Origin of the sequence: Candidatus Shikimatogenerans bostrichidophilus, assembly GCF_033372575.1 — a bacterium.
Taxonomy (GTDB): Bacteria; Bacteroidota; Bacteroidia; order Flavobacteriales; family Blattabacteriaceae; genus Shikimatogenerans; species Shikimatogenerans bostrichidophilus_L.
Map to the genome: position 1 here is coordinate 53,456 of NZ_CP104094.1, position 23,151 is coordinate 76,606.

General features: G+C 13.6%; 18 protein-coding genes, 5 tRNA genes and 1 other RNA gene. 12 read left to right on the forward strand and 12 right to left on the reverse strand.

The window, feature by feature from the left end; genetic code table 11:
* Positions 1-3: 3 nt before the first annotated feature.
* Positions 4-92 (reverse strand) — tRNA-Ser (locus tag N2590_RS00310).
* A gap of 2 nt (positions 93-94) precedes the next feature.
* Positions 95-166 (reverse strand) — tRNA-Met (locus tag N2590_RS00315).
* Between the two features lie 23 nt (positions 167-189).
* Here N2590_RS00315 and hflX point away from each other — a divergent pair.
* Complete coding sequence (gene hflX / locus N2590_RS00320; protein WP_318165825.1) at positions 190-1,347, forward strand: GTPase HflX; 1,158 nt, start codon at positions 190-192, stop codon at positions 1,345-1,347.
* Here hflX and N2590_RS00325 read toward each other — a convergent pair.
* The 6 genes from N2590_RS00325 to ybeY form a co-directional block, all read right to left on the reverse strand.
* Positions 1,313-1,387: transfer RNA gene (locus N2590_RS00325), tRNA-Ile, on the reverse strand. The two genes, hflX and N2590_RS00325, sit on opposite strands and share 35 nt — an antisense overlap.
* Before the next feature lie 61 nt (positions 1,388-1,448).
* Positions 1,449-4,658: an isoleucine--tRNA ligase gene (gene ileS, locus N2590_RS00330; RefSeq protein WP_318165826.1), complete on the reverse strand. Its 3,210-nt coding sequence runs from the start codon at positions 4,656-4,658 to the stop codon at positions 1,449-1,451.
* A gap of 29 nt (positions 4,659-4,687) precedes the next feature.
* Positions 4,688-4,759, reverse strand: a tRNA-Glu gene (locus N2590_RS00335).
* Positions 4,760-4,799: 40 nt separating this feature from the next.
* Positions 4,800-5,837: a 3-phosphoshikimate 1-carboxyvinyltransferase gene (locus tag N2590_RS00340; RefSeq protein WP_420095088.1), complete on the reverse strand. Its 1,038-nt coding sequence runs from the start codon at positions 5,835-5,837 to the stop codon at positions 4,800-4,802.
* 218 nt (positions 5,838-6,055) lie between these two features.
* The gene (mnmG, locus tag N2590_RS00345) at positions 6,056-7,876 is read right to left on the reverse strand and encodes a tRNA uridine-5-carboxymethylaminomethyl(34) synthesis enzyme MnmG (RefSeq protein WP_318165827.1); all 1,821 of its coding nucleotides are present in this window, start codon (positions 7,874-7,876) and stop codon (positions 6,056-6,058) included.
* Positions 7,873-8,316 carry an rRNA maturation RNase YbeY gene (gene ybeY / locus N2590_RS00350; protein ID WP_318165828.1) on the reverse strand — a complete coding sequence of 148 codons (444 nt, stop codon included), beginning with the start codon at positions 8,314-8,316 and terminating at the stop codon, positions 7,873-7,875. Before ybeY ends, mnmG begins: the two co-directional genes overlap by 4 nt.
* On the opposite strand from ybeY, the gene N2590_RS00355 reads away from it, so the two are divergent.
* On the forward strand, positions 8,315-9,310 hold the full coding sequence (locus N2590_RS00355) for a GTPase (RefSeq protein WP_318165829.1): 996 nt from the start codon (positions 8,315-8,317) through the stop codon (positions 9,308-9,310). The two genes, ybeY and N2590_RS00355, sit on opposite strands and share 2 nt — an antisense overlap.
* On the opposite strand, the gene N2590_RS00360 is transcribed toward N2590_RS00355, so the two are convergent.
* From N2590_RS00360 to N2590_RS00370, 3 genes are all read right to left on the reverse strand, one after another.
* Positions 9,289-10,314 carry an RluA family pseudouridine synthase gene (locus tag N2590_RS00360; protein WP_318165830.1) on the reverse strand — a complete coding sequence of 342 codons (1,026 nt, stop codon included), beginning with the start codon at positions 10,312-10,314 and terminating at the stop codon, positions 9,289-9,291. The genes N2590_RS00355 and N2590_RS00360 overlap by 22 nt on opposite strands.
* Positions 10,315-10,726: 412 nt before the next feature.
* Entirely contained in the window at positions 10,727-11,479 is a 753-nt protein-coding gene (locus N2590_RS00365; RefSeq protein ID WP_318165831.1) for a pseudouridine synthase, read from the reverse strand.
* Positions 11,445-12,098, reverse strand: a complete 654-nt coding sequence (locus N2590_RS00370; protein ID WP_318165832.1) for a transcription antitermination factor NusB — start codon at positions 12,096-12,098, stop codon at positions 11,445-11,447. The genes N2590_RS00365 and N2590_RS00370 overlap by 35 nt, the downstream gene beginning before the upstream one ends.
* Positions 12,099-12,141: 43 nt before the next feature.
* Between N2590_RS00370 and N2590_RS00375 the strand changes: the two genes are divergently transcribed.
* The 10 genes from N2590_RS00375 (at position 12,142) to mnmE (ending at position 21,604) form a co-directional block, all read left to right on the forward strand.
* On the forward strand, positions 12,142-13,041 hold the full coding sequence (locus N2590_RS00375; RefSeq protein WP_318165833.1) for a DUF3276 family protein: 900 nt from the start codon (positions 12,142-12,144) through the stop codon (positions 13,039-13,041).
* Between the two features lie 302 nt (positions 13,042-13,343).
* Entirely contained in the window at positions 13,344-14,690 is a 1,347-nt protein-coding gene (gene der / locus N2590_RS00380; protein ID WP_318165834.1) for a ribosome biogenesis GTPase Der, read from the forward strand.
* Positions 14,659-15,909, forward strand: a complete 1,251-nt coding sequence (serS, locus tag N2590_RS00385) for a serine--tRNA ligase (RefSeq protein ID WP_318165835.1) — start codon at positions 14,659-14,661, stop codon at positions 15,907-15,909. The genes der and serS overlap by 32 nt, the downstream gene beginning before the upstream one ends.
* Positions 15,910-15,917: 8 nt before the next feature.
* Entirely contained in the window at positions 15,918-16,082 is a 165-nt protein-coding gene (locus N2590_RS00390) for a hypothetical protein (RefSeq protein WP_318165836.1), read from the forward strand.
* An 8-nt stretch (positions 16,083-16,090) separates the two neighbouring features.
* Positions 16,091-16,408, forward strand: an RNA gene (rnpB, locus tag N2590_RS00395) — RNase P RNA component class A.
* A 26-nt stretch (positions 16,409-16,434) separates the two neighbouring features.
* Positions 16,435-17,304 carry a hypothetical protein gene (locus N2590_RS00400; protein ID WP_318165837.1) on the forward strand — a complete coding sequence of 290 codons (870 nt, stop codon included), beginning with the start codon at positions 16,435-16,437 and terminating at the stop codon, positions 17,302-17,304.
* Positions 17,279-18,982, forward strand: coding sequence for a translation initiation factor IF-2 N-terminal domain-containing protein (locus N2590_RS00405; RefSeq protein ID WP_318165838.1), 1,704 nt, complete (start codon positions 17,279-17,281; stop codon positions 18,980-18,982). Before N2590_RS00400 ends, N2590_RS00405 begins: the two co-directional genes overlap by 26 nt.
* Positions 18,983-19,024: 42 nt before the next feature.
* Entirely contained in the window at positions 19,025-20,113 is a 1,089-nt protein-coding gene (locus tag N2590_RS00410) for a ribonuclease E/G (protein ID WP_318165839.1), read from the forward strand.
* Positions 20,114-20,116: 3 nt separating this feature from the next.
* Positions 20,117-20,202 (forward strand) — tRNA-Leu (locus tag N2590_RS00415).
* Between the two features lie 16 nt (positions 20,203-20,218).
* Positions 20,219-21,604, forward strand: a complete 1,386-nt coding sequence (mnmE, locus tag N2590_RS00420; RefSeq protein WP_318165840.1) for a tRNA uridine-5-carboxymethylaminomethyl(34) synthesis GTPase MnmE — start codon at positions 20,219-20,221, stop codon at positions 21,602-21,604.
* Between the two features lie 3 nt (positions 21,605-21,607).
* Here the strand turns inward: mnmE and gltX are convergent, their stop codons facing one another.
* On the reverse strand, positions 21,608-23,137 hold the full coding sequence (gene gltX / locus N2590_RS00425) for a glutamate--tRNA ligase (RefSeq protein WP_318165841.1): 1,530 nt from the start codon (positions 23,135-23,137) through the stop codon (positions 21,608-21,610).
* Between the last annotated feature and the right edge of the window lie 14 nt (positions 23,138-23,151).

Genomic DNA, 23,151 nt, shown 5'->3' on the forward strand with positions numbered 1-23,151 from the left:
TAACGGAGAGAGAGGGATTCGAACCCCCGTAAGAATTAATATTCTTAAACGGTTTTCAAGACCGTCGCATTTAACCACTCTGCCATCTCTCCTTTGACGTAAGGGGGAGTTGAACCCCCGACATTTGGGTTATGAAACCAATACTCTACCACTGAGTTATTACGTCTTTATATAGTATAATATAATAAAATGTATAATAAAAATATATTAATAGGAGTATTTAAAAATTTTAAATATAAATCGGTAGAATATTTAAATGAATTAGAAAATCTTTTAAAGGTATTTAATGGTAAAGTAAAAAAAAAATTTTTACAAAGAAGATTTAAACCACATAATTTAACATATGTAGGTAAAGGTTTTTTAAAAAAAGTTGCTTTATATGTTAAGGAAAATTTAATTGATACTGTTATATTTGATGATGAATTAACATTAAGTCAAATAAAAAATATTGAAAAAGAAATAAAATGTATAATATCTGATAGAACTAAATTAATATTAGATATTTTTTTATATAAATCAAAAACATCATATTCTAAAATGCAAATTAAATTGGCTCAATATGAATATTTATTACCTAGATTAACTCATATGTGGAGTCATTTAAAAAGACAAAAAGGTGGTATTGGATTACGTGGACCTGGAGAAAAAGAAATAGAAACAGATAGAAGATTAATTAAAAATTCTATTTTGATATTAAAAAAAAAAATAAAAAAATTAAATAATCAATTATTAATTCAAAGAAAGAGAAGAAAAAATAAAGTATCAATATCATTAATTGGATATACGAATGTAGGTAAATCTACAATAATTAGTAAATTAACAAAAAAAAAATTATTAATTGATAATAAATTTTTTACAACTTTAGATACTAAAGTAAATAATTATTATTTTAAAAATAAAATATTTTTAATAGTTGATACTATAGGATTTATAAGAAAAATTCCTACTACATTAATAGAATCATTTAAATCTACTTTATTAGAAATAAAAAAATCAGACATTATTTTACATATAGTAGATATATCATCTAATTTTGTAATTGATAAATTTTTATATATAATGAATTTTTTATTAAAATTAAATTTAATAAAAAAAAAAATAATAATTGTTTTTAATAAAATAGATAAAATAAAAAATTTTAATGTTTTATATATAAAAAATTTATTTAAAAATAAAAATTTATTATTAAAAAATAATTATATTTATTTTATTTATAAAAAAAAAAATAAAATATATAAAAAAAAAATAAAATTCATATTTTTTACTAAACAAAATAATATATATATAAATAAATTAAAAGAATTAATTTTAATGGTCTCGGCTGGATTTGAACCAGCGACCTCTTGATTATGAGTCAAGTGCTATAACCAAACTAAGCTACGAGACCAATAATATATATTAATATAATATTAATATAATATTAATATAATAATTAATATAATAATATATTAATTTTTAATTATATCAAAATATATTTTTTTATTATTATAAATAATAAAATATTTATTATTAATATTTTTATAAATTATTTTGTTAGTTAATGTATCTTTACTAATAATATTATTATATTTAAAAATTATTTTAAATATATAATATTTAATATTTTTATTTATAATAATATTAATTTTATCAGTTAAAAAATAATTTTTTTCTTTTCTTAAAATTTGAATTTTTCTAATTAAATCTCTAATAAAACATTCATTTTTTAAATCATTAGTAATATTTATATCTAAAATAATAATAATATTATTTTTAGAATACATAATAATATTATTATTTATATTTTCATGCTCTATAAAAATTTCATTTAATTTAATTTTTATTTTATTATTTTTAATATTTAAATTGATATATTTATTATTATAAAATTTTTCTATTTCTTTTTGATTTAATTTATTTAATAATTCAGAAATTTTATTAATATTATTTTTATATTTTGGACCTAATATTTTATAATTTAATTTTATTTTTTTTTTTATATATTTTTTTATTTTATTAATATTTATAAAATTAATATTTTTAATATTAACTTCATTTTTTAATAAATTTATAATTTCTTTATTTTTAAAAAATTTATTATTATGTTTATTTTTTACTATATATACATTATTTAAAGGTTGTCTAACTTTTATATTTTTTTTTTTTCTTAAAGATAATATAATAGTAGAATATTTTTTAATATATAACATATTTTTTTCTATAGAATAATTAATATATTTATTTTTATATTTTGGAAATGATTGTAATATTATATTTACTTTATTTTTTTTTTCAATATAATATAATTTTTTATTTAAATATTCCATAACAAATGGAGATATTGGATAAGATATTTTAAATATTTGTTTTAAACATATATATAAAATATTATAAGCTGATATTTTATCATTATCATATTTTTTTTTCCAAAATCTTTTTCTTGATAATCTAATATACCAATTACTTAAATCATTAATAACAAAATTATATATATTTCTAGCTATAGAAGTAATATTATATAATTTATAATTTTTATAAGTTTTTAATAATAATTTATTAATCTTTGATAATATCCAATAATCAATATATTTTTTTTTATATTTATCTTTAATATTAAAATTATCAATTTTAGAATAATTATAAAAAAATATAAATATATTATATAATGTATTAAAAAATTTATTTTTTATTTTTTTTATATTATTAATATTAAATTTTAAATTTTCCCATGGTAAATTATTATAAACCATATACCATCTTATACAATCTGGTCCATATTTTTTAATAATTTTAAATGGATCTATTGTATTTCCTTTACTTTTTGACATTTTTTTACCATTTTTATCTAAAATTATTCCTAATGGTAATACATTTTTATAAGATATAGAATTTGAAATAATAGTTGATATAGTATGTAATGTAAAAAACCAACCTCTAGTTTGATCAATACCTTCTGTTATAAAATCATAAGGTAATATTAATTTTTTTTTTTTAAAAGGATAATTATGTTGAGCATAAGGAGAAACTCCAGAATCAAACCATACATCAATTACATCTGGTTCTCTATACATTTTTTTATCTTTTTTTGAAGATAAAATAATATTATCAATAAAATGTTTATGTAAATCAATATTATTTTTTAAAGGATTTATTTTCATAAATCCTAATTTTATTGATTTTTTAATTTCTTTATTTAATTCTTTTAATGATCCTATAACTATAAATTCTTTTTCATTTTTAGTTTTCCATATTGGTAATGGAGTTCCCCAAAATCTAGATCTTGAAATATTCCAATTTTTTATATTTTTTAACCAATTTTTAAATTTATTTTTTATAAAATTAGTAGAACACCAATTTATATTATTACTTAATTTAATTAATTTATTTTTTATTTTTTTTAAATTTATAAACCATGATTTTATTGGATAATATATAATTGGTTTATTAGTTCTCCAACAATGTGGATATAAATGTTTATATTTTTTTATTTTTAATATTTTTTTTTTTTTTTTTAAATATTTTATTATTATTTTATCTACTGAAAATTTTTTATTTTTATAATATTCTTTTTTAATATATTTTCCCCCCAATCCTAATGGAACTTGTTTTATAAATTTACCATTATTATCTACTATAGGATAGAAATTATCAATATTATTTAATTTAGCTATTTCAAAATCTTCTTTACCATAATTTGGTGCTATATGTATAATACCTGTACCTACGTTTTTTTTTATTATATTCAATGTATCATTAATTATTAAAAAATTATTTTTTTTATTATCTATTGGTTTAAACCATTTAATTAATTGTTTATATTTTAAACCAATTAATTTTTTACCTAAAAATTTTAATAATATTTTATATTTTTTATTATTTAATATTTTTTTTATTGAATATTTAGATAAAATTATATAAATATATTTAAAATCATATATATTATATATTTTTACTAAATAATAATACATATCATGTTTTACCAATAATGCAGAATTAGATGGTAAAGTCCATGGTGTTGTAGTCCAAGCTAATAAATATATATTTTTTTTTTTAAAAAAATTATTATTTTTTAACTCAAAAAATACATATATTGAAATATCAATAATTGGTTTATGAGTATATGGAAAATTAAGTTCTTGATAACTAATTGGTGTACCAGCTATAGGGGAATATGGTAATACTTTATATTCTTTATATAATAAATTTTTATTATATATTTTTTTTATTATCCACCAAATACTTTCTATATATTTATTAGAATAAGTAATATAATAATTTTTTTTATTAAAAAAATAACCAATATTATTAGTAAATTTTTTCCATATAATTAAATTTTTTTTTATAAATTTTTTACAATTTTTATTGAATAATTTAACAGTAATTTTTTTTCCTATATCTTTTTTTTTAATTTTTAATAGTTTTTCAACTTCTATTTCAATAGGTAAACCATGAGTGTCCCATCCTAATTTAGATATTACTTTATAATTATTCATTGTATAAAATCTATATATAATATCTTTAATTATTCTAGCGAATATATGATGTACTCCTGGTTTTCCATTCATTGAAGGTGGACCATCCAATATAATAAATTTTTTTTTATTTTTTTTAGAATAAAATAAAATTTTTTTTTTTTTCCAATTATTAAATATTTTTTTATAAATTTTATATAAATTCACAATATTATAATTATATAAAATTTTTATTATAGCCCATAGGGGAATTGAACCCCTCTTTCCAGAATGAAAATCTGACGTCCTAACCAATAGACTAATGGGCTATATTATAAAATATATATAAAAAATAAATATGGATAATTTTTAATTTTTAATATGTTTATAATAATAACCTAGTTTTTTTAAATCTTTCCAAAAATTATGATAAGATTTATTAACAGTATTAGGATTTTTAATAATTATATTTTTATTTTTATATTTTATAGGTAAAATAGAAAATGCCATAGCTATTCTATGATCTTTATAAGTTTTTATAATAATATTATTTTTTTTAATATTTATAAATTTTATTATTTCTATAGAATCATTAGTAATATAAGTAATAGTTCCAGTTTTTTTTAATTCATTATGTAAAGCTATTAATCTATCAGTTTCTTTAATTTTTAAAGTGTTTAATCCAGTTAATAAACATTTTATTTTTAATAAAGAACATGTTAATATAATTGTAGGAGCTATATCAGGAGTAGATTTTAAATTTAAATTAATATATTTAGGAAATTTAAAGTTTTTTTTTTTTTTAATTATTATACTTTTATTTTTAAATTTAGTATTAATTCCAAAATATTTTTTATATATATTAGCTATTTTACTATCACCTTGTAAACTATTTTTATAAAATTTTTTTAATTTTAAAGTAATATTTTTTAAAAATGTAATTATAGAATAAAAATAAGATGCTGAACTCCAATCAGATTCTATATAATATTTTATATTATTTTTAATATTTTTAATATTTTTTATATATATAATGTTATTTTTTAATTTTAATTTTATTTTTAATTTTTTTAAAATTTTTATAGTCATATTAATATACGAAAATGAAGTTTTATTATTTTTTAAAATTATTTTTAATCCTTTTTTTAATTTTGGACCTATTAAAATTAAAGAAGTAATATACTGACTACTAATATTTGAATTAATACTAATTTCATTTTTATTTAATTTTTTTCCAATTATTTTGATTGGTGGATAACCTATTTTTTCAATATATTTTATATTTGCTCCTAATTTATTTAAAGCATCAACAAGATGAAAAATAGGTCTATTTTTCATTCTTTTTGTACCAGTTAAAATAACATTTTTATTATTTTGTATTGCGAAATAAGATATTAAAAATCTCATTACTGTTCCAGCATCTTTAATATTAATTATTTTTTTATTTGATTTTAAAGAATTAATTAAAATTTTAGTATCTCTAGAATTAGATAAATTAAATAATTTAATATTATTAAATAATTTATTAATTATTAATTATCTATTAGATTCACTTTTAGAACCATTAATATTAATATTAATATTTTTATTTTTAGGTTTATTATATTTAATTTTTAAATAAATCATTATTTTATATATATTATTAATATATTTATATCAGATGGTGTAATACCACTAATTCTAGATGCTTGACCTATTGATAAAGGACGAAAATAATTTAATTTTTCTTGAGCTTCTTTTGATAATGATTTAATTTTAAAATAATTAAATTTTTTAGGAATTTTAAAATTTTCTAATTTTTTCATTAATTTAACTATTTTTTTTTCTTTTTTTATATAATATTCATATTTAATATAATTAGAGATTATATGTTTATATTTAATAATATATTTAATATTTTTTTTAATAAATTTATTATTTTTTAATAATTTAATTATATAATCAATAGTAATTTTAGGTATTAATAATAATTTTTTTATATTTATTTTTTTATTATTAAAAATAATATTTTTATTTTTTAAATAATTAATAATTATTTTTATTTTTTTTTTTTTTTTAATTACTTTTTTAAAATTTTTTTTTTTTATAAGTCCTAATTTATAACCTTTTTTAGTTAATCTAATATCTGCATTATCTTGTCTTAATAAAATTCTATATTCAGCTCTAGAAGTAAAAATTCTATAAGGTTCTTTAGTACCTTTATTTACTAAATCATCAATTAAAACTCCTATATAAGATTCATTTCTTTTTAATATAAAAGGTTTTTTATTATTTATTTTTAAATAAGAATTTATACCTGCTATTAAACCTTGACATGCTGCTTCTTCATAACCAGTAGTTCCATTTATTTGACCAGCAAAAAATAAATTATTAATTTTTTTTGTTTCTAATGTTAATTTTAATTGTATAGGATTAAAGTAATCATATTCTACAGCATAACCATATTGTATAATTTTTACATTTTCTAATCCTTTTATAGTTTTTATTGATTTATATTGAATATTTTTAGGTAAACTAGTTGAAAAGCCATTAATATAAATAATATTGCTATTCCATCCATCTGGTTCAATAAATATTTGGTGTTTATTTTTATTTTTAAATTTTAATACTTTATCTTCAATAGAAGGACAATATCTAGGGCCATTATTATTTATAATACCATTAAAAATAGGGGATTTATGAATATTTTTAATGATTATATTATGAGTTTTAGGATTAGTAAATGTAATATAACATTTTTTTTGTTTTTTTAATTTTTTTTTTTTAAAAAATGAAAAATTATTATTATTTTTATCACCTTTTTGTTTTAATAATTTTTTAAAATTAATAGTATTTTTTAAAATTCTAGGTGATGTACCTGTTTTCATTTTATTATATATAATACCATGTTTTTTTAATTGTTCACTAATACCTATAGAAGATTTTTCATTTATTCTACCCCCATTATAAGATTTATTTCCAATACATATTTTACCATTTAAAAATGTACCATTAGTTAATATTACTGATTTACTAAATATTTTATTATTATTTTTAGTTATTACACCTAAAATAATTTTATTTTTAATAATTAATTTAATTACTATATCTTGTAAAATATTTATTTTTTTTTTTTTTAATATTTTTAAAATATTTTTAATATATAATTTTCTATCTATTTGTGCTCTTGGACTCCACATTGCTGGCCCTTTAGATTTATTTAACATTCTAAATTGTATCATAGAATTATCAGCTAATTTTCCCATATAACCACCTAATGCATCAATTTCTCTTACTATTTGACCTTTTCCTATACCACCAATAGAAGGATTACATGACATTTTTCCAATAGAATTAATATTCATAGTAATTAATAAAGAATTAGCCCCTAATTTATAGGAAGCTAATATAGCTTCTATTCCTGAATGTCCACCACCAACTATTATAATATCATATTTTTTATTCATATAAAATTTAATTTTGATTTTTTAAAAAAATATTTATAAAAATAAAAATTTTGTTTATAATTCATAATTTTTAAAGATTTTTTATCAATATCATTATAACCAATTAAATGTAATATAGAGTGAATAATTACTATTTTAATTTCTGTATCAAAACCTTGTTTCCATATAATAGAATTATATAATACTTGATCATAACTAATAAAAATATCTCCGTATAATATATTTTTATTATTCGAATAATTAAAACTAATAGTATCAGTATAATAGGATTTATTTAAAAATTTACTATTTATTTCTAATATATATTTATTATTACAAAATATATAATTTACTTTATAAAGTTTTTTATTTTCTTTATAAATAATTTTTTTAATAATTTGTTTAATTTGTTTAATATTATAAATAGTAATTTTTTTATTATAAATAAAAAATTTAATCATGTTATTTAATAATTTAATAGATAATATTAATGTAATTTGTATAAGTGGTAATGGTGGAAATGGTAAAGTACATTTTACTTATAAAAATAAAAAAATAGGTAAACCTGATGGTGGAAATGGAGGGAATGGTGGAAATATAATATTTATAAGTGATAAAAATATTTTTACATTATTTAATATAAAAAAAATTTATAAAGCTTATAATGGAGAAAATGGTAAAAATAATTGTAAAACTGGTAAAAATGGTAAAAATTGTATAATAAAAATTCCAATAGGTACAAAATTGATTTATATTGATAAAAATAAAATAAAAAAAATAAATTTTAATAAAAATAATATAAGAAAAATAATATTATTAGGAGGTAACGGAGGAAAAGGTAATTATTTTTATAAAAAATCTAATGATCAAAAAACTAAAAAATATACTAATGGTAAAAAGGGAATTAATAAAAATATAAAATTAATTTTAAATATAAAAGTTGATATTGGAATAGTAGGATTTCCAAATACTGGAAAATCTACGATATTATCTTTATTAACTAATAATAAACCTAATATAGATAATTATAATTTTACTACTATAACTCCAAATTTAGGTATATATAATAATTATAAAAAATATAATATTATTATAATGGATTTACCAGCTATTATAGAAAAATCTTATAAAGGTAAAGGAATAGGAAATAAATATTTAAGACATATAAAAAATTATAAATTATTATTATTAGTAATTAATTATATTTCAATAAAAGATTTTATTTATCAATTAATAACTTTAAAAAAAGAATTATATAAAAGTAATGTAAAAATTAATAAAAAAAAAACTATTATTATTTTATCTAAATCTGATAAATTAAATAAAAAATTAATTAATATTGTTAGTAATTTTTTAAAAAAAAATAAATATTATTATTGTTTTTTTTCTAAAAAAAAAAAAAAATTATATTTAAATTTAATTAAAAAAATTAATTATTTTTTTAAATTTAAATAATTAATTAAATATTTTATATCATTAGGTATATCAGTAATAAATTTAATTTTTTTTTTAGTAGTTGGATGTTTAATTGTTAAAGAATAAGCATGTAACGCTTGTCTTTGTAAAATATTAAAACAATTATTAATAATATTAGTATATTTAAATTTATTATAAAATTTATTAAAATTATATAATATTTTATTTCCTCCGTATATATCATCATTAAATATAGGATTTCCAATATAATTAAAATGTACTCTTATTTGATGAGTTCTTCCAGTTTTAATAATACATTTTATTAAAGTTAAAAACTTATAATTTTTTATTATTTTATATTTAGTAATTGCTAATTTACCATATTTTTTGTTTGAATAAACTCTCATTTTAATTCTATTTTTAATATTTCTTCCAATATAATTTTTTATTATATTATTATTTTTTCTTGGTTTACCCCATACTAATGCTATATATTTTTTTTTTATTTTTTTATTTAAAAATTGTAATCTTAAATTATTATAACTATTAATATTTTTAGCAATTATTAACAAACCAGAAGTATTTTTATCTAATCTATGTAATAAACCGAATCTATAATTTAAATAATTTAAATTATTTATTTTTTTTTTTAAAAAATAATATTTTAACCAATTAATTAAAGTATTTTTATAATTTCCATGTCCTGGATGTACAATTAAACCAGGTTGTTTATTAATAATTAATATATCATTATCTTCATAATGAATATTTATTTTAATATTTTTATTTTTGTAAATATAATTTTTTCTTTTTTTATAAAAAAAATCTTTTATATAAAAAAAAATTATTTTATCATTAATATTTAATTTATTATTTTTTTTTATTTTCTTATTATTTAATAATACATTACCAATTTTTATATTATTTTGTATTTTTTTTCTTGAAATTTTTTTTTTTTTAAAATAATTAAATAAATATTTATCAATTCTTATATTTTTTGTAAAATATTTTTTATTTATATATATTATTTTTTTTTTTAACATTTTAAATTTAATATGGAGTTGGCGGGATTTGAACCCGCGTCCATAATAAAAATATTAAATATTTTTTACATATTTATCTAATTTTAATAAGATTTTTTTTAATAAATTAGCAAATTAATAAAAAAAAATCTTCTATTTTATGTTATTAATATAAAATCTAAAATAGAAAAAATGATTTTATATTTTGTAAAAATCTTAATTTATTTAATTTATTAAATATTTAATTTAATAAATATCTTGCTCTTAAATCATTTAAGCAGCAAGATTATAATAATTAGTTTTTCCTTGTATTTATTATAATATTTTTTTAAAGTGTAATATAAAAAACACTATATGAATATTTTAATATCTTTTAATATGTCAAATCCAATTTTACAACCCCTTATTAATAATATAATAAATATTATTAAACTTAGCAATCTTCATTATAATGTATATTATTTATATTTTTAATATTATTAATAATATCTTTAGATAATATTTTATATTGTCCTAGTTTAATATTATTATTAATTTTTAATCCAGCAAAATATATTCTATTTAAATATAATATTTTATAACCTATTTTATTAAATATTCTATGTATAATTTTATTCCATCCTACAGTAATTGTAATAATTAATGATTTTTTATTATTATTAAATATTTTTATATTATTAATTTTTATTTTACCTTCTTTTAATTTTATACCATTTTTTAAAATTAATAAATCTTTTTTATTTAAATTTTTATTTAAATATATTTTATATTTTCTTTTTATTTTATATTTAGGATGAGTTAAATATTGAGATAATTTTCCATCATTAGTTAATAATAATAAACCAGTAGTATTTTTATCTAATCTACCAATAGGAAAAATACCTAATTTTTTGTATATATTAGGAATAAAATCCATAATAATTTTTCTATTTTTATTATCTTTTACTGTAGTAATACAATTTTTAGGTTTGTTAAATAAAATATATATTTTATTTTTAAATTTTAAATTAGAATTAACATATTTAATATTATCATCATAATTAACTTTATAACCTAATTGTTTAATAATTTTTCCATTTACTGATATTAACCCAATTTTTATTAGTTTATCCGCTTTTCTTCTAGAACATATTCCACTATAAGCAATATATTTATTTAATCTTATTAGTTTTTTTATATTTTTCATATAAAAATAATATATTTTTAGATTTTAAAATATTATTTAATATACCATTTATAAAATTAATATTATTTTTAGATGAAAAAATTAATATTATTAATTTATATTCATTAATAATAATTTTAATATTTATTTCATTATAGAAAATAATAAATTCACAAATAGCTATTTTAATTACTATTAAATCAATAATATTTATTCTATTTATACTCCAATTTACTAAATAATTTTTAATAATATCTAATAATATTTTATCATTTTTTTTTATATAATTTATTATTTTAATAATAAAATTTAAATAATCATAAAAATTAATAAATATATTATATTTTAATTTTAAAAATAATATATATTTAATAATTTCTTTATCTTCATATTGTAAAAAAAAATTTTCATTTAATTTATTTATATTTTTATTTATGTTATTAATTATATTTATTTTATTAATTTTATTAATTTTATTAATTTTATTAATTTTATTAAAAATTTTATTAATTTTTTTATTTAAATATTTAAAATTTTTATTTAAATAATATAAATAATTAAATTTATTATTGTAGTTAATAATAAATAATATTTTCATTATTTTTATTCTAAAATAATTTTTTATTTTTATAAATTTCAATTGAATAATTATTTTATTATTATTAATAAATAAATTATTAATAATGAATAAATATAATCAAGAGATTATAAAAAATAAAATTTATAATCAAGACAATAAAAATTTAAATAATAGTTTTAATAAACCTTTTAATAAAAGAAGTTTTTATAAACCTTTTAATAAAAGAAGTTTTAATAAACCTTTTAATAAAAGAAGTTTTTATAAACCTTTTAATAAAAGAAGTTTTTATAATAAAGAATATTATGATTATTTAAAGGATAAAGAGGAGGAGATTAAACCAATATATAGTAAAACTTTAAAATCAAGAAAAAAAATATTTTTTTTGGATGTATTAGATACTATAACAGGGGATTATTTATTATGCCTAACAGAAAGTAAAAAAATGTTATTAAAAGATAATAATAATTTTTTTAAAAAAGAAAAAATTTATATATATAAAGAAAATTTAGAATTATTAAAACAACATTTAGATGATATTATAAAATTTATTTATAGTAAAAAAGGTAAAGAAGTTATTTATGATAAAGAAATTTTAAAAAAAAATATTAAATTATTAGAAGAAAAAGAAAAACTTTTTTATAATAAAAAAAAAGGAGAATTAGAATCAATTTATGATGATGATGAATACTATCAAGATATTAATCCAGAAATAAATAAAAAATTTTATGATAGTATAAATAAAAGTATAAATAGAGGTAAAAATAAAGGAAAAAATATTAATCAAGATATTAATCAAGATATAAAAAAAGATCTTAATAAAGGTATAAATAAAGGGATTAATCAAGATAAAATAAATAAAGATAAAAAAATAATAAAAGATAAAAAAATAAATAAAGATAATAAAATAATAAAAGATAAAAAAATAAATAAAGATAAAAAAATAAATAAAGATAAAAAAATAATAAAAGATAAAAAAATAATAAAAGATAAAAAAATAAAATAAAAGATAAAAAAATAAATAAAGATAATAAAATAATAAAAGATAAAAAAATAAATAAAGATAAAAAAATAAATAAAGATAAAAAAATAATAAAAGATAAAAAAATAATAAAAGATAAAAAAATAATAAAAGATAAAAAAATAATAAAAGATAAAAAAATAAATAAAGATAAAAAAATAAATAAAGATAAAAAAATAAATAAAGATAAAAAAATAAATAAAGATAAAAAAATAAATAAAAGATAAGTAAGAAAAATTTAAAAAATATTACATAAATAAATAATAAATATTTATTTATGTAATATTATGGATTTAAAAATTTGTATAGTAGGTAAATCAAATGTAGGTAAATCTACATTATTTAATTTATTAATTAAAAAAAAAAAATCTATAATTAATAAGAATGAAAATACAACTAAAAATAGAAATTATGGTATTTTAAAAATAAAAAAAAAAATTTATTATATAATAGATACTGGGGGATATTATGAAGAATATAAAAATAATGTTTTAAAAAAAAAAGTTATTGAACAAATATTATATGGTATAAAAGAATCATTATTAATTTTATATGTTATAGATGTAATTAATGGTATAACATATTTAGATAAAAAATTATCATTAATTATTCGTAAATATAATAAACCTACATTTTTATTAATTAATAAAATAGATATAAAAAAATATAATTCTAAAAATAAATATTATGAATATTATAAATTAGGATTTTATAAAATATTTACTATTTCCTGTACACATAATATTGGAATAAAAAAATTATATAAGAATATATATAATTTTTTTATTAAAGAAAAAAATAATATTAATAAATATAATAATAATTTTAAAATTTCAGTAGTAGGAAAACCTAATACAGGAAAATCAACATTTATAAATAATTATTTAAAAGATTATAATAAAAGTATTGTATCTAATATTGAAGGTACAACAATAGATACATTATTTTTTTATTTAAAAAATAATAAAAAAAATTTTATAATAATAGATACACCAGGAATAATAAAAAAATTTAAATTTAGTAAAAAAATTCAAAATGAATATTTATTAAATACAATTAATATAATAAAGGAATCAGATATATGTATTTTAATGATAGATAGTAAAATAACAAAAAATGATATATATATATATAATAAAATATTATTATATAAAAAAGGATTAATTATTTTATTTAATAAAATAGATTTATTTAATAATAAAGAAAAAAAAGAAATTATTTTAAGTATAAAAAATTTAATAAAAAATAATTTTCCATATTTATTAATATCAAATAAAAATAAATTAAATGAAAATATAATAAATAAAATAAATAATATAATAAATATGATATATAAAAATAGAAATAAAAAAATTTCTACAAGTTTATTAAATAATAAATTATTATTAAAAATAAATAAAAAAATAAAAATAAATAATAAAATATTAAAAATAAAATTTTGTTATCAATTAAAAAATAAAAAATTTCCTAGTTTCGTATTAATATCTAATTTAGAAAAAAATATTAATTTAAATTATAAAAAATATATAGAAAATATTATAATAAAATTATTTGATTTTTATGGTGTACCAATAGAAATATCATTTAAAAAAAATAAAAATAATGTTAACAGATTCATTAATAAAAGAAAATAAAAAAAAATATATTTTAAGTTTAAAAAAAAGAAAATTTAAAAATATTAATATAATAAAAGAAATATTATTTTTATATAAAAAACAAAAAAATTATATAATATTATTAGAAAAATATAATAGAATAATAAATAAATATTCAAAAAATTTTTTTAAAAAAAATAAAATAAAAATAAAATATAAAAAAATATTAAATATAAAAAATAAAAGTAAAAAACTTAAAAATGAATTATTAATAATTAAAGAAAAAATATTTAATATTAAAATTAAATTACCAAATATTATAAATGAATTATATTTTAAAAAATATAAAAATATTAAAAATAATAAAATTATTTATAAGAATAAAAAATATAAATTATATTTAAAAAAAAATAAATTATTATCACATATAGAATTATCTAAAAAATTTGAATTATTTGATACTAATACTGCTAGTAAAATAAGTGGTACTGGTTTTGTTATATATTCAGGTATAGGATTAAAATTATATAATTCTTTAGTTAAATATTTGTTATTTATAAATAAAAAAAAAGGTTATAAAGAATATAAATTACCTTATTTAGTAAATGAACAATCAATATATGGAACTGGACAATATCCAGATAAAAAAAATCAATTATATAATATATTAAAAGATAATTTATATTTAATACCAACAGGAGAAGTACCATTAATAAATTTATATAAAAATAAAATTTTTAAAATAAATAATTTACCTATAAAAGCTCAAACATATACTAATTGTTTTAGAAGAGAAGCTGGATCATATGGTAAAAATGTAAAAGGTTTAAATAGATTACATCAATTTGGAAAAGTAGAAATAATTGAAATTATGGATAATAAAAATTCTAATTTAAGATTATTTAAAATGTTAGAACATATAAAATATGTATTAAAAACATTAAAATTATATTTTAGAATAATATTATTATCATGTAATAATATAGGATTAACTTCATCAATAACATATGATTTTGAAGTATATTCATTTGGTCAAAAAAAATGGATAGAAGTTAGTTCATTATCTAATTGTTTAGATTATCAATCAAATAATTTAAATATATATTATTTAAATAAAAATAATAAAGAATTATGTCATACTTTAAATGGTAGTTGTATATCAATTCCTAGATTATTATTAACAATTATAGAAATGTATCAAACAAAAAATAAAATTAAAATACCTAAGGTTTTAATACCATTTTATAAAAATGAATAATAATTTTTATGAAATATAAAATTTTATTATATAAAAAAAAATTAATAATTATATCTTTTATTTATAAGAAAAATTATAATAAAATAATAAAATTTATAAATAATTTTTGTTTTAATTTGTCAAAAAAATTAAAACAAAATGTTATAATTTTTTTTAATAAAAAAAATATTTAAAATATAAATAAGTTAATAGTTTTATCGCATTAATGAGAATTAATGAGGAAAGTCCGGACACTAAAGAGAAATACAAAGGATAACATCCTTACATCGAAAGATGATGAATAGTACAACAGAAAGAAAGTATAATATATTAAATATTATAGTGAAATCATGGAAACTCTGTATAGTGAAATGTTAAATATCCATAGATTGTCTCGATTATTATGGATGGTAAACAGATATGATATATATGGTAACATATATACTAGATAAATGATAAAAATATATTATTTAAAATAAAATAATATATACAGAATCCGGCTTATATATTAACTTAAATAATAAAAAAAAAATGCATATTCATAATATGTTAATAAAAAAAATATTAGAAATATTAAAAAAAAATAAAGAAGAAAAAAAAATAAAAGAAGAAATAAAAAAAAAGATTAATTTAAAAAAAATAAATAGAAAAAAAATAATAAAAATAAAAAATAAAATAATAGAAATAAAAGAAAAAAAAATTTATAAAAATTATAAAAAAAAAGAAGGAAAATTAGTACGTTTAAAAGTAATAAATGTATATAATAATAAATTAATATTAACAGATAAAAATAATAATGAATTAATATTTAATAAAGATAATAATTATGATAGACAATATAAAGAGATAAAAGATATAAAAGATAAAGATATAAAAGAAAATAATTTTTTTAAAAAAAATAATTACTATTATTTTTTAGTAGAAAAAATATTTTTAAATAAAAATAAAAAAAAAATAATAATCTTAAAAAGAAATAATAGTTTATTTGTAAAACTATTATTTAAAAAAGAAATATTAGAAATTAAAGATAATATAGTAAAAATAAAAAAAATAGTAAGAATATCAGGTATAAAAACTATTATAGTAGTTTATTCAAAAAATAAAAATATAAATGCTGTAGGATGTTGTATAGGAATAAAAAATATAAGATTAAATAATATAAAAAAAGAATTAAATAATGAAATAATTGAAATATATAAATATAATAGTAATAAATTAGAATATATTAATGAGATATTTAAAAGAAAAAATATAAAAAAAATAGAAATATTTAAAAAATTAATAATATTATATTTTAATAAAGAAATAATAGGTAAAATAATAGGGAAAAAAGGTTATAATATAAAATTATATTCATTATTATTAATGAAAAAAATAATAGTAAAGGAATATGAAGAAAGTAATAGAATTATATAATTATCTTAATATTAATGATTTATCTTTGTTATTAAATATAAATAATAATGAAATAATAAATATATGTAAAGATTTAGGAATAATAGTAAATATAAATACAATATTAGAGAAAGAATTAATATTATTAATAAGTGATGAATTAGGATATAAAGTAAAATTTTTAGATTCATTATTATTAAATGAAAAAGAAAAAATAAAAATATATAAAAAAAATATATATATTAAAAGATCTCCAATAGTTTCAATAATGGGTCATGTAAATCATGGGAAAACCTCATTTTTAGATTATATAAGGAAATCAAATATAAATATAATAGAAGAAGGTAATATTACTCAACATATAGGTATATATAATGTTAATTTAAAACCAAGTATAACATTTATAGATACTCCAGGCCATGAATCATTTTTATCTATTAGGCGTATAAGTATAAAATTATCAGATATAGCGTTAATAATAATTTCATCAGAAAATGGTGTAATGGAACAAACAATAGAAGCTATTAATAATGCTAAATCAGATAATTTACCTATTATATTTGGAATTAGTAAAATAGATAAAAATAATAATATTAATAAAATAAAAGAACAATTATCAAATATTAATATTTTAGTAGATGATTGGGGAGGAGAATATTTATATCAAAAAATATCTGTTAAAACAGGATATGGAATAAATGAAATAATAAAAAAAATTTTAAATTTAACAAAAAAAAAAAAATTATTTACAAATATAAATAAATTATGTACAGGAAAAATAATATATTCATATATAAATAAAAATAAAGGATATATAGTAAGAATATTAGTATTAGAAGGAATTTTAAAAAGAGGGTATTATATAATATCAGGTATATATTATGGAAAAATAAAAGAAATAATAGATGAAAATAATATAAATATAAATGTAGTTTATCCAGGTTTATCAGTAAATATAGTGGGATTTAATGGTGTACCGTATACAGGAGATGATTTTAAAGTATTAAAAAACGAAATAGAGATTAAACAAATAGTAATAGATAGAAAAAATATAATAAAAGAACAAGAAATAAAAATAAAAAAAAAATTATATAAAAAAAATAAAAATAAAAAAAAAAAAATAAATATAATATTAAAAGTAGATGTAGAAAATAGTTTATTAGCGATTATAGAAGAAATAAATAAATTAAATATTGATATAAATATAATAAAGAAAAAAGTAGGTAATATAAAATATTCTGATTATTTATTAGCTAATACTTTTAATTGTATAATAATAGGTTTTAATGTAAAAAATATTATAAATAAAAAAAAAATAAATAATAAAAATATTGAAATATATAATTTTAAAGTTATTTATAATATTATAAAATTATTAATTAATAAAAATAAAAATAAAAATAAAGAAAATATAAAAATATTAGGGAAAGCAAAAGTAATAAAAATCTTTATTAAAGATAAAATATTAATTATGGGATGTAAAGTAATAAATGGAAAAATTAATAAATTTAATAAAATAAGAATTATAAGAAATAACAAAATAATATTAATAAGTGAAATAATATCAATTAAAATATTTAATAAAAATGTTAATGAAGTAAAAAAAAATAATGAATTTGGATTAATTATAAATAATAAAGAAGAAATAAAAGTAAATGATATAATAGAGAATATAATAGTAAATAATAAAAATATATAAAATAAATGCATACCTAATAATTTTTAATAAAAATTATTTTTTATGAATAAAGTATTAGTAATTAATGTAATTAATAAAATTATTAAAATAGCTTTATTAAAAAAAAATAAATTATTAGAATATAGGGAATATAAATATAAAAAATTATTATCAGTAGGTGATATATTTAATGGAAAAATAAATTATATATCAAAAGGGATGAAGGTAGCATTTATAGATATAGGATATAAAAAATATGGAATTTTACATTTTGAAGATTTATTAAAAAAAAATGAATTAAAAAAAAATGAATTAAAAATAGGTAATAATATATTGGTACAAATATTAAAAACACCAATAAATGATAAAGGACCTAAATTAACAAGTAAAATAAAAATAATAGGTAAATATATAATATTAATACCTAAATTAAAAAAAATTTTAATATCAAGAAAAATAAAAAATAATAATATTATAAAAACAATAATAGATAAAGTAGAAAATAAGAAAAAATATGGAATAATAATAAGAACATTATGTAAAAAAAATAATATAAAGGTAATAAAAAATGAAATAAAATATTTAAAAATAAAAAATAATTTAATAAAAAAAAATAATAAAAATAATAAAAAATATACAAATAATAATATTTTAAATTATATATTAAAAGAAAAAAAAATAATAATATGTAATAATTTAAGTTTATATAAAAAAATAATTAATTATTTAAATTTAAATAATAATAATAAAATTAAATTATATAATAGTAATATACCAATATTTAAAAAATATGGAATTGAATTACAAAAAAAAATATTATTAGGTAAAAAAGTATATTTATTAGATGGATCTAATTTGATAATAGAAAAAACAGAAGCATTAAATGTAATAGATATAAATAGTAATATGATAAGAAATAATAAAAATTCATTATTAGAAATAAATTTAATTGCAATTAAGGAAATAATAAGACAAATAAAATTAAGAAATATGGCAGGTATAATAATAATAGATTGTATAAATATGAAAAAAAAAAAATATAATAATATAATATATGAATATTTAAAAAAAAATATAATTGAAGATAATATTATATTACCTCCTAATAAATTAAATATTATTCAAATAATTTTAAATAAAAAAAGTATTTAAAAGGCGGATGTGGTGAAAAGGTAAACACGCTAGATTTAGGATCTAGTTCTATATTAATAGAATTAAGGGTTCAAATCCCTTCATCCGCATAAAAAATTTTTAAAAGTGTTAAATAATTATTATATATCTAGGAAAGATACTATAACAGCAATATCAACTCCATTAGGAACAGGAGCAATATCAATAATTAGAATATCAGGAAAAAAATCAATAAAAATTATAAAAAAAATTTTTTATAAAAAAAAAATAAAATATAATAAAGTAAATATAGGAATTATTTATGATAAAAAAGAAATAATTGATCAAGTAATAATTATAATTTATAAAAAACCAAATTCTTATACTGGAGAAAATTTAGTAGAAATAAATTGTCATGGATCAAATTATATACAAAAAAAAATAATAAATATAATAATAAAAAATGGAGGTAGATTAGCAAAAAATGGAGAATTTACTTTTAGAGCATTTTTAAATAAAAAAATAGATTTATTACAAGCAGAATCAATATATGATTTAATAAACTCTGAAAATAAAATTTATCATGATATAGCAATAAATAATTTAATATATAATAAATTATCAAAAAATATATTAAAAATACAAAATAGTATATTAGATATATTATCTTATATAGAAATTAGTTTAGATTTTTCAGAAGAAGATATAACAATTGATAAAAAAAAAATATATAATAAAATAATATATATAGAAAATAAAATAAAAAATTTAATAGAATCTTATAATATTAATAATATAATAAAAGAAGGATTAAATATTTCTATTATTGGACCAGTAAATTCAGGAAAATCTACATTAATGAATGTATTAATTAAAGAAGATAAATCTATAATATCTAATATTCCAGGTACTACAAGAGATATAGTAGAAGGTAAAATAATAATTGATAATTTAAATTTAAATTTATTTGATACTGCAGGTATAAGAAAAACTAATTCAAAAATAGAAAAAATAGGAATTAAAAAAACATTTAAAAAAATTAATGATACTAATATAATTTTATATGTATTTGATATTTTAAAATTAAAAAATTATTTAAAATTTAAAGAAAAAATAAAATATTTAAAAAAGAAAATATTTAAAAAAAAAAAAGTATTATTAATAGCTAATAAAATAGATAAAAATAATATTAATTTAAAAAAAAAAAAAATTATAAATTATAATATTATTTTTATATCAGCAAAAAAAAAGAAAGGAATAAAAAAAATATATAAATATTTATATAAAATTATACCAAAAAAACAAATAAGAAATAATATTTTTATAAATAATTTAAGACATTATGAAGAATTAAAAAAAAGTTTAAAATATATTAAAAAATTTAAAAAAGATTATTTAAATAAAATTCCTTATGAATTTATTACAATAGATTTAAAATTATCTTTAAAACATTTATATTATATAAATGGTTATAATTTAACTTCTAATGAAATATTAGAAAATATTTTTTCTAAATTTTGTATAGGTAAATAATTATTATTTATAATAATTAAAAATAATTTTTTTAAAATAATTAATACGAAAAATAATTTGTTTATAATTTAATATATTTAATATATCTAATAAATAAATTCCTTTTAATTCACCAATAATTAATATTCTTATAATTTTTAAAATTAAATAATAATCATTATTATTATTTTGTAATTTTTTAAATAATAAAATAATTTTATTTTTATTATGATTTTTTTTTAAAAAAATATTTATTTTAAAAAATAAATTAATAATTTTTTTTTTATTATAAATAATATATTTTTTAATTTTTAAAGGAATATAAAATTTTTTTGGTCTAATAAAAAAATAATAACAATTATACCATATATCATTAATATTTATTAATTTAATTCTATTAATTATTAAATTAATAATTGTATTAAGTAGTTTATCATTATAATAATGATAAATTTTATTAAAAATTAAATATTTTTTTAATAAAATTAATATTTTTTTATTATTATTATTAATATATTTTTTATTTATCCAACATGATTTTTTAAAATTTAAATGTACATCAGATTTATTAATATCTTTTAATGTAAATAATTTAATAATAGTATTGATATTTAAAATTTCATTGTTAATTTTTGGTTTCCAACCTAATAAAGCTATTATATTAATTAATGATTCAGGTAATATACCTAATTCTTCGTAACTATTTTTAATCTTTATATTTTTATATTTAGATTTAATAGGGTAAATAGGGTTATTATTATTATTAAAATTTCTTTTACTTATTTTACCTTTATTATTTAAAAGTAATGGTAAATGAACAAATTTAGGTATTTTCCAATTTAAATAATTATATATAATAATATGTAAAGGAGTAGATGATAACCACTCTTTCCCTCTAATTACATGTGTAATATTCATTAAATGATCATCTATAACGTTAGCAAAATGATAAGTAGGAGTTTTATTAGATCTATAAATAATTTTATCATCTAATTGATTAGAATTAATAGTAATTTTTCCATAGATTTTATCATAAAATGTAATTTGTTTATTATAAGGTGTTTTTAATCTAATTACATATTTATTTTTTTTAATTAATTTAGTTAGTTTTTTATTATTAATATTTAATGAATTATTCAAATTTTTTCTAGTTAAACTATTATAAATAAAATTTTTATATTTTTTTTTATATAATTTTAATTTGTTTTTTTTATCAAAAGCGTAATAAGCTAATTTATTTTTAATTAATTTATTTATATATTTTTTATATATTTTTAAACGTTTAGATTGAATATAAGGTTTATATTTTCCTTTCTTTCCATAACCTTCATCATAATTTATATTACACCATTTTAATGAATCTATTAAATAATTAATAGAATTTTTTATAAATCTTTTTTTATCAGTATCATCAATTCTTAATATAAATTTTCCATTATTTTTTTTAGCATATATATAATTATATAAAGCTGTTCTTAAACCTCCAATGTGTAATGGGCCTGTTGGACTAGGGGCAAATCTTACTCTAATAATTTTATTAAATTTATTTTTCATATATTAATAATAAA

What these genes read in the sequence shown, in the direction of transcription:
- hflX (WP_318165825.1), top strand. Translation starts at nt 190, where the DNA reads ATGTATAATAAAAATATATTAATAGGAGTATTTAAAAATTTTAAATAT.
- N2590_RS00340 (WP_420095088.1), bottom strand. Translation starts at nt 5,837, where the DNA reads ATGAGATTTTTAATATCTTATTTCGCAATACAAAATAATAAAAATGTT.
- mnmG (WP_318165827.1), bottom strand. Translation starts at nt 7,876, where the DNA reads ATGAATAAAAAATATGATATTATAATAGTTGGTGGTGGACATTCAGGA.
- N2590_RS00355 (WP_318165829.1), top strand. Translation starts at nt 8,315, where the DNA reads ATGTTATTTAATAATTTAATAGATAATATTAATGTAATTTGTATAAGT.
- ybeY (WP_318165828.1), bottom strand. Translation starts at nt 8,316, where the DNA reads ATGATTAAATTTTTTATTTATAATAAAAAAATTACTATTTATAATATT.
- N2590_RS00360 (WP_318165830.1), bottom strand. Translation starts at nt 10,314, where the DNA reads ATGTTAAAAAAAAAAATAATATATATAAATAAAAAATATTTTACAAAA.
- N2590_RS00365 (WP_318165831.1), bottom strand. Translation starts at nt 11,479, where the DNA reads ATGAAAAATATAAAAAAACTAATAAGATTAAATAAATATATTGCTTAT.
- N2590_RS00375 (WP_318165833.1), top strand. Translation starts at nt 12,142, where the DNA reads ATGAATAAATATAATCAAGAGATTATAAAAAATAAAATTTATAATCAA.
- der (WP_318165834.1), top strand. Translation starts at nt 13,344, where the DNA reads ATGGATTTAAAAATTTGTATAGTAGGTAAATCAAATGTAGGTAAATCT.
- serS (WP_318165835.1), top strand. Translation starts at nt 14,659, where the DNA reads ATGTTAACAGATTCATTAATAAAAGAAAATAAAAAAAAATATATTTTA.
- N2590_RS00390 (WP_318165836.1), top strand. Translation starts at nt 15,918, where the DNA reads ATGAAATATAAAATTTTATTATATAAAAAAAAATTAATAATTATATCT.
- N2590_RS00400 (WP_318165837.1), top strand. Translation starts at nt 16,435, where the DNA reads ATGTTAATAAAAAAAATATTAGAAATATTAAAAAAAAATAAAGAAGAA.
- N2590_RS00405 (WP_318165838.1), top strand. Translation starts at nt 17,279, where the DNA reads ATGAAGAAAGTAATAGAATTATATAATTATCTTAATATTAATGATTTA.
- N2590_RS00410 (WP_318165839.1), top strand. Translation starts at nt 19,025, where the DNA reads ATGAATAAAGTATTAGTAATTAATGTAATTAATAAAATTATTAAAATA.
- gltX (WP_318165841.1), bottom strand. Translation starts at nt 23,137, where the DNA reads ATGAAAAATAAATTTAATAAAATTATTAGAGTAAGATTTGCCCCTAGT.